Raw genomic sequence first — 9,051 nt, forward strand, 5'->3', positions numbered from 1 at the left:
CCCGCCCCCGGCCGCGACCGACACCCCGCTGGTGGCGAACCCCACCCTGAACCTGATCAAGACCGCGAACGCGTCCGCGGTGAAGAACCCGGCGACGGTCGGGGACACGATCACCTACACCTTCACCTCCACCAACACCGGCAACGTCACCCTCACCGGGGTGAGCATCACCGACCAGCTCCCGGGCCTGTCCGCGATCAGCTACACCTGGCCCGGCACCCCCGGCACCCTCACCCCCGGCCAGACCGTCACCGCAACCGCGACCTACCAGCTCACCCAGGCCGACATCAACACCGGCCAGGTCATCAACCAGGCCACCGCCACCGGCACACCACCCACCGGCCAAAACGTCACCACACCCCCCGCCACCGTCCCCGTCCCCCTCACCGCCGGCCCGAAACTCACCTCCACCAAGACGGCCGACTTCGATGCCGTGCAGACGCCGCCGGTTCCCGGTGACACGGTCGTGTTCCACTTCTCGGCGAAGAACGAGGGCAACGTCACCCTCACCGGAGTGACCATCACCGACGCCAAGGCGGGCCTGAGCCCGCTGGTCTACACGTGGCCGGGAACTCCGGGCACGCTGCTTCCCGGCGAGACGGTCACGGCGACGGCGACGTACAAGCTGACCCAGGCCGACATCAACACCGGCCACCTGGCGAACTCCGCCACCGCAAAGGGCACACCTCCGACCGGTCCCGACGTGACGCCCCCGCCTTCCGTGACGGACACCCCGCTGCTGGCGAACCCGGACATGACCCTGGTCAAGACGGCCGACCGCGACCAGCTGAACAGTCCGACCAAGGTCGGCGACCAGATCACGTACCACTTCACGGCGAAGAACACGGGAAATGTCACGCTGACGAACGTGTCGATAGCGGACGCCCTGCCGGGCCTGTCTGCCCTGACCTACACGTGGCAGAACACGCCGGGCACGCTGCAGCCGGACGAATCCGTCACGGCCACCGCGATCTACTCCGTGACCCAGGCCGACATCAACGCCGGTCACGTGGACAACCGCGCCACCACCACGGGCACCCCGCCCACGGGACCAGCGGTCGTTCCGCCGCCCGCTGTCGTCGACGTCCCGCTCACGGCGGGTCCCCAGCTCACCCTGACCAAGGGGGTAGACCTCGTCGGTCTGCCTACCCCGCCCTCCGCGGGTGACGTCATCACGTACCGGTTCAGCGCCCAGAACACGGGCAACGTGACGCTGACCAACGTCAGCATCTCCGATGTGCTTCCGGGTCTCTCCGCACTGACGTACACGTGGCCGGGCACGCCGGGCACGCTGACGCCGGGCCAGACCGTCACCGCGACGGCGACCTACCGTGTCACCACCAACGACATCAACTCCGGCCACGTCGCCAACGTCGCGACCGCGGTCGGAACCCCGCCCTCGGGTCCGCCGGTGAACTCCCCGCCGGCCCCGAACGATGTGACCCTGACCGCCAACCCGGCCATCGGCCTGGTCAAGTCGGCGTCCCCGAACGACGCGGCCAACTTCGTCGTCGGCCGAACCATCACCTATACGTTCGTGGCGACCAACAACGGCAACGTCACGCTGACGAACCCGCAGATCTCAGAGACCCAGTTCTCCGGCTCGGGCACGCTGTCGCCGCTGTCCTGCCCGCCGACGGCGCAGTTGCAGCCGCGCGGCCAGCTGGTCTGCACGGCCACCTATGTGCTGACACAGGCCGACATCGACGCAGGACACGTGCTGAATGAGGCGACCGCCTCCGGAACGCCGCCCACCGGCCCGGACGTGGTATCCCCGCCGGCCGAGGTCGAGATCCCCGGCGTGCAGGACCCGAAGCTCACCCTGGCGAAGGTCGCAGGCACCAGCGGCGTGTCCAATCCGGCCAAGGTCGGCGACGTCATCGTCTACACGTTCACCGCACACAACGACGGCAACACGACCCTGACCAACGTGTCGATCACGGACCAGCTTCCGGGTCTGTCCCCCCTGACTTACACGTGGCCGGGTACCCCGGGCATCCTCCTGCCTGGTGAGGACGCCGTCGCCACTGCGCAGTACGTGCTGACGCAGGCGGACATCAACGCCGGCCACGTGGCGAACTCCGCCACCTCGACCGGAACCCCGCCGAACGGGCCGCCGCTCGTGACCCCGCCGGCCGAAACCGACACGACGCTCGGCCCGGCGCCGAGCATCGACCTGGTCAAGTCCGCCGACGCGTCTGCGGTGCAGTCGCCCGCGGTCGTCGGTGACACCGTCACCTACACGTTCGTGTCGACCAACAACGGCAACACGACCCTGACCGGTGTCACGATCGACGACCCGCTGCCGGGCCTGTCACCGCTGACCTACACCTGGCCGGGCACTCCGGGCACCCTCGACCCGGGCCAGCAGGTCACCGCGACGGCGACCTACCAGCTGACCCAGTCCGACATCAACGCGGGCAAGGTGACCAACACGGCGACCACCGAGGGCACCCCGCCAAGCGGCCCCCCGGTCACCGACCAGGACATCTACGACCTCACCGTGACCGCGGGTTCGGGCATCGAGCTGACCAAGACGCCGGACGCCGGCGCAGTGCAGTCCCCGGCCCGCCTCGGCGACACCGTCACCTACACGTTCGTGTCCAAGAACACCGGTAACACCACGCTGACCGGCGTCACCATCACCGACCCGATGCCCGGGCTCTCCGCCCTGACCTACACGTGGCCGGGCGCCCCGGGCGTCCTGCAGCCGAGCCAGTCGGTCACGGCGACGGCGACCTACCAGCTCACGCAGGCCGACCTCGACGCCGGCCGGGTGGACAACACGGCAACCACGACGGGCACGCCGCCGACGGGTGGGGATGTCACCGACACCGCCACCGCCCAGGTCCCGGTCACGCCGGGCCCGTCGCTGAAGGTCACCAAGGCGGCCGATACCGGCGCCCTCCAGAACCCGGTGAAGGTGGGTGACACGATCACCTACACGTTCTCCGCCGAGAACGACGGCAACGTCACCCTGACCGGCGTGAAGATCGACGACGTCCTTCCGGGTCTGTCCCCGCTGACGTACACGTGGCTGAACACCCCGGGCATTCTGGCGCCGAAGGAGATCGTCACCGCGACGGCGACCTACCAGGTGACCCAGGCGGACATCGACGCCGGCCACGTGGCGAACGCCGCCACCGCGACCGGCAACCCGCCCGTCGGTCCGCCCGTGGTCACCCCGCCGGCTCCGACGGACACCACCCTGATCACCACCTCGGAACTCGAGCTGACGAAGGTGGCCGACCCCCGCGCCATCCAGTCGCCGGCCCAGGTGGGCGACACGATCATCTTCACCTTCGTGGCGAAGAACAACGGCAACACGACCCTCACCGGCGTGACCATCAACGATCCGCTTCCGGGCCTGTCCACGTTGACCTACACGTGGCCGGGCGCCCCGGGCACGCTCCCACCGGGCCAGAGCGTCACCGCCACCGCGAGCTACCATCTGACCCAGGCAGACATCGACCGAGGCCTCGTGTCCAACACGGCGATCGCCGTCGGCACCCCGCCGACGGGCCCGTCCGTCACCTCGCCCCCCGCGAGCACGGACACCCCGGTCGTCCCCGGTCCGAAGCTGACCCTCACGAAGGTCGATGACGCGACCGCGGTCAAGAACCCCGCGCAGGTCGGTGACACCATCACCTACACCTTCACCGCGGTCAACGACGGCAACACCACGCTCACCGGGGTGACCATCACTGACGCCCTGCCGGGCTTGTCCTCGCTCACGTACTCGTGGCCGGGCACCCCGGGCACGCTTGCACCGACGGAGAAGGTCACCGCCACGGCGACGTACCAGCTGACCCAGGCCGACATCAACGCCGGCAAGGTCACCAACTCGGCCACGGCGACGGGCAACCCGCCCACGGGCGGCACCGTCACGACGCCTCCGGCGTCCGTGGACACCCCGCTGGTGTCCGACCCCGAGCTGACGTTCGCGAAGGACGTCGTCCCCGGCGGCATCCAGTCGCCGGCGCAGCCGGGTGACGTGGTCACGTTCCAGTTCTCGGCGAAGAACGACGGCAATGTGACGCTCACCGGTGTCACGATCACCGACCCCAAGCCGGGACTCTCTGCCCTGACCTACACGTGGCCGGGTACCCCCGGTACGTTGCAGCCGGGCGAGACGGTCACGGCGACGGCGACCTATGCGCTGACGCAGGCCGACATCGACGCGGGTCATGTGGGCAACGTGGCGACGTCCAAGGGAACTCCGCCGTCCGGTCCGGACGTGACCCCGCCGCCGGCGGCGACGGACACCCCGCTCGTGGCGACCTCCAAGCTGACCCTGACCAAGGATGCCGACGCGACCGCGGTCAAGAACCCCGCTCAGGTGGGCGACACGATCACGTACCTGTTCGCGGCCGAGAACGAGGGCAACACGACCCTCACCGGTGTGGTCATCACCGATGTGCTGCCGGGCCTGTCCCCGTTGACGTACTCGTGGCCCGGAACACCCGGAACACTGCTCCCGGGTGAGAAGGTCACCGCGACCGCGACGTACCAGCTCACGCAGGCGGACATCAACGCCGGCATTGTGACGAACTCCGCCACGGCGACAGGTACCCCGCCGACGGGCACCGATGTCACGACGCCTCCGGCGACGGTCGACACCCCGCTGGTCTCTGACCCGGAGCTGACTTTCACCAAGAACGTCGTCCCCGGCGGCATCCAGTCGCCGGCGCAGCCGGGTGACGTGGTCACCTTCCAGTTCTCGGCGAAGAACGACGGCAATGTGACGCTCACCGGTGTCACGATCACCGACCCCAAGCCAGGACTCTCTCCGCTGACCTACACGTGGCCGGGTACCCCCGGTACGTTGCAGCCGGGCGAGACCGTCACGGCTACCGCGACCTACGCGCTGACCCAGGCTGACATCGACGCAGGTCACGTGGCGAACACCGCGACCTCGACGGGTACCCCGCCGACCGGTCCGGACGTGACCCCGCCCCCCGCGACCACGGACACCCCACTGGTGTCGTCCTCGGTGATCGAGCTGGTGAAGACCGCCGACTCGACGGCGCTGTCGTCCCCGCCGCGGGCCGGAGACCAGGTGACCTACACGTTCGTGTCCAAGAACACGGGCAACACGACCCTGACCGGTGTCATCATCACGGATGCGCTGCCGGGCCTGTCACCGCTGACCTACACGTGGCCGGGAACCCCGGGCACGCTGCAGCCGGGTGAGTCGGTCACCGCGACCGCCACCTACCTGCTGGTCCAGTCCGATCTCAATGCGGGCCAGGTCGTCAATACGGCGACAACGGTCGGCACTCCGCCGACCGGCGGCAACGTGACCGACGACGCGACCGAGACGGTTCCGCTCCCGGCGGATCCGACGCTCGAGCTCGTCAAGGACGCGCAGGCCGATGCTGTGCAGTCGCCCGCTGCTGTCGGCGACACTGTCACCTTCGTCTTCCTGGTGACCAACGCCGGGAACGTCACGATGACGGGCGTCACGATCGACGATCCCAAGCCGGGACTTTCTGCGCTGACGTACTCGTGGCCGGCCGCTCCGGGCGTGCTCGAGCCGAAGCAGTCGGCGTCGGCGACGGCGACCTACCAGCTCACGCAGGCCGACATCGACGCGGGCCACGTGGGCAACGTGGCAACGTCGACGGGCACGCCGCCGACCGGTTCCGACTTCACTACTCCGCCGGCGGCCACCGACACGCCGCTGGTCCCGTCCGCGTCCATCGACCTCGTGAAGACGAAGGACACCTCCGCCCTGCAGTCGCCGCCGAAGGCGGGTGACGTGGTCACCTATACCTTCGTCTCGGAGAACACCGGTAACACCACGCTCACCGGCGTCACGATCGCCGACCCGCTGCCGGGACTGTCCCCGCTGACCTACACGTGGCCGGGCACCCCGGGCACGTTGCAGCCGGGCGAGAAGGTTACGGCTACGGCGACGTACCCGCTGACGCAGGCGGACCTCGACGCGGGCACGGTCGTGAACACGGCGAGCACCACCGGCACTCCGCCCTCCGGTGACGACGTCACCGACGTGGCGAGCACGACGGTTCCTCTCGCGTCCGACCCCGACCTGTCGCTGGTCAAGAGCACCAACGTCGACGCTGTCACGAACCCGGCTCAGGTCGGCGACACCATCACGTACCTGTTCTCGGCGAAGAACGAGGGCAACACCACCCTCACCGGCGTGGCGATCACGGACGCGCTGCCAGGCCTGTCCCCGCTGACGTACGCATGGCCGGGCGCTCCGGGCACGCTGAAGCCGGGAGAGACCGTCACCGCGACGGCGACCTATCAGCTGACGCAGGCCGACATCGATGCAGGGCACGTGGCGAACTCGGCGACCGCGAAGGGCACACCCCCGACCGGCACCGATGTCACCACTCCACCGGCCGTGACGGACACCCCGCTGGTGTCGACGTCGAAGCTGACCCTGACGAAGGACGTCCAGCCGGGCGGCATCCAGAATCCGGCTCAGGTAGGTGACACGATCACGTATCTGTTCTCGGCGAAGAACGAGGGCACGACGACGCTGACCGGCGTCACGATCGACGACCAGCTTCCGGGTCTGTCTCCGCTGACCTACACCTGGCCGGGCACCCCGGGCACCCTGCTGCCTGACGACGTCGTCACGGCGACGGCCACCTATCAGCTGACCCAGGCCGACATCGACGCCGGTCACGTGGCGAACACCGCGATCTCGACGGGCACTCCGCCGACCGGTACAGACGTCACCACTCCGCCCGCTGTGACCGATACCCCGTTGGTGTCGACGTCGAAGCTCACCCTGACCAAGGACGCGGACGCGACTGCGGTCAAGAGCCCCGCGCAGGTCGGTGACACGATCACGTACCTGTTCACCGCGGAGAACGAGGGGACGACGACCCTTACCGGTGTCACGATCACGGATGTGCTGGCGGGACTCTCCTCGCTGAAGTATTCGTGGCCGGGCGCTGCGGGAACGTTGCTGCCCGGTGAGAAGGTCACCGCGACGGCGACCTACCAGCTGACGCAGGCCGACATCAACGCCGGGCTGGTCACGAACTCTGCTATCGCGACGGGCACCCCGCCGACGGGCACGGATGTCACGACGCCTCCGGCATCCGTCGACACACCGCTCGTGTCGGACCCCAAGCTGTCGCTGACGAAGGACGCCCAGGCCGGTGCCGTGCAGTCGCCGGCCAAGGTCGGCGACCTGATCACCTTCGTGTTCTCGGCGACGAACGACGGAAACGTCACACTCACCGGTGTCACGATCGACGACCAGATGCCGGGGCTCTCCCCGCTCGCGTACTCGTGGCCGGGGACCCCGGGGACCCTGCAGCCGAAGGAAGTCGTCACCGCGACGGCGACCTACCAGCTGACGCAGGCGGATCTCGACGCGGGCCACGTGGGCAACACGGCGACCGCGACGGGCACTCCGCCCACGGGCACCGACGTCACGACTCCGCCAGCGGTCACAGACACTCCGCTGACGTCGGGGCCGTCCATCACGCTGCTCAAGGTTGCGAACACGACGGCCATCCAGTCACCGGCCGAAGTGGGCGACACGATCACCTATACCTTCGAGTCCACCAACTCGGGCACGGTGACCCTCACTGACGTGAAGATCATCGACCAGCTGCCGGGCCTTTCGGCTCTGACGTACACCTGGCCGGGAACGCCGGGGACGCTCGCGCCGAAGGAGAAGGTCGTCGCGACGGCGACGTACCAGTTGACGCAGGCGGACCTCGACGCGGGCCATGTTCCGAACACGGCGACGACCGTCGGCACTCCGCCCTCGGGACCTGACGTGACGGCCGAGTGGTCGGTCGACGTTCCGCTGACCGCTTCTCCGAACCTGACACTGACCAAGGTGGCGGACGCGGCGGCGGTGAAGGACCCGGCCCAGGTCGGGGACACGATCACCTACCTGTTCTCGGCCGAGAACACCGGAAACACCACCCTCACCGGTGTCACCATCGCCGACGCCCTGCCGGGTCTGTCCCCGCTGACGTACACGTGGCCGGGCACTCCGGGCACGCTGGCGCCGACGCAGATCGTCACGGCGACCGCGACCTACCAGCTGACTCAGGCCGACATCAACACAGGGCTCGTCACGAACTCGGCGACCGCCAAGGGCACTCCGCCCACTGGCACCGATGTGACGACGCCTCCGGCATCCGTGGACACCCCGCTCGTCTCGAACCCGGTGCTCACATTCACCAAGGATGTTCAGCCTGACGCCATTCAGTCGCCGGCGCAGCCGGGCGACGTGGTGACCTTCCAGTTCTCCGCGAAGAACGACGGAAACGTCACCCTGACCGGTGTGACCATCGACGACCCGATGCCCGGGCTCTCCCCGCTGACCTACACCTGGCCGGGCACACCGGGCACGCTGCAGCCGGGCGAGACGGTCACCGCGACGGCGACCTACGCTCTGACGCAGGCCGACATCGACGCAGGTCACGTCGGCAACGTGGCGACCTCCACCGGCACCCCGCCCTCGGGTCCCCCGGTCACCCCGCCGCCGGCCGCGACCGACACCCCGCTGACCTCCACGCCGAAGCTCACTCTCACGAAGGACGCGGACGCGACTGCGGTCAAGAGCCCCGCGCAGGTCGGTGACACGATCACCTATCTGTTCACGGCCGAGAACGAGGGCACCACGACCCTGACCGGCGTCACGATCACCGACGTCCTTCCGGGTCTCTCACCGCTCACGTACTCGTGGCCAGGAACCCCGGGCACGCTTGCGCCGACGGAGAAGGTCACCGCCACGGCGACCTACCAGCTGACCCAGGCGGACATCAACGCCGGCATCGTCACGAACTCCGCGACCGCGACGGGTAACCCGCCCACGGGGACGAGCGTCACGACGCCCCCGGCGACGGTGGACACCCCGCTGGTGTCCGACCCGGAGCTGACGTTCACGAAGGACGTGCAGCCGGGCGCCATCCAGTCCCCAGCCGAGCCGGGCGACCTGGTGACGTTCCAGTTCTCGGCGAAGAACGACGGAAACGTCACGCTGACGAACGTGTCGATCGACGACCCGATGCCGGGACTCTCTCCGCTGACCTACGTGTGGCCAGG

Annotated in this window: 1 pseudogene; it reads left to right on the plus strand. The window is 68.9% G+C overall.

The features are described 5' to 3' along the window. Positions 1 to 9,051: pseudogene (locus tag AXZ95_RS19790) on the plus strand (DUF11 domain-containing protein); the annotation flags it as partial.

The organism is Leifsonia sp. 115AMFTsu3.1 (assembly GCF_004362795.1).
Classification (GTDB): Bacteria; Actinomycetota; Actinomycetes; order Actinomycetales; family Microbacteriaceae; genus Leifsonia.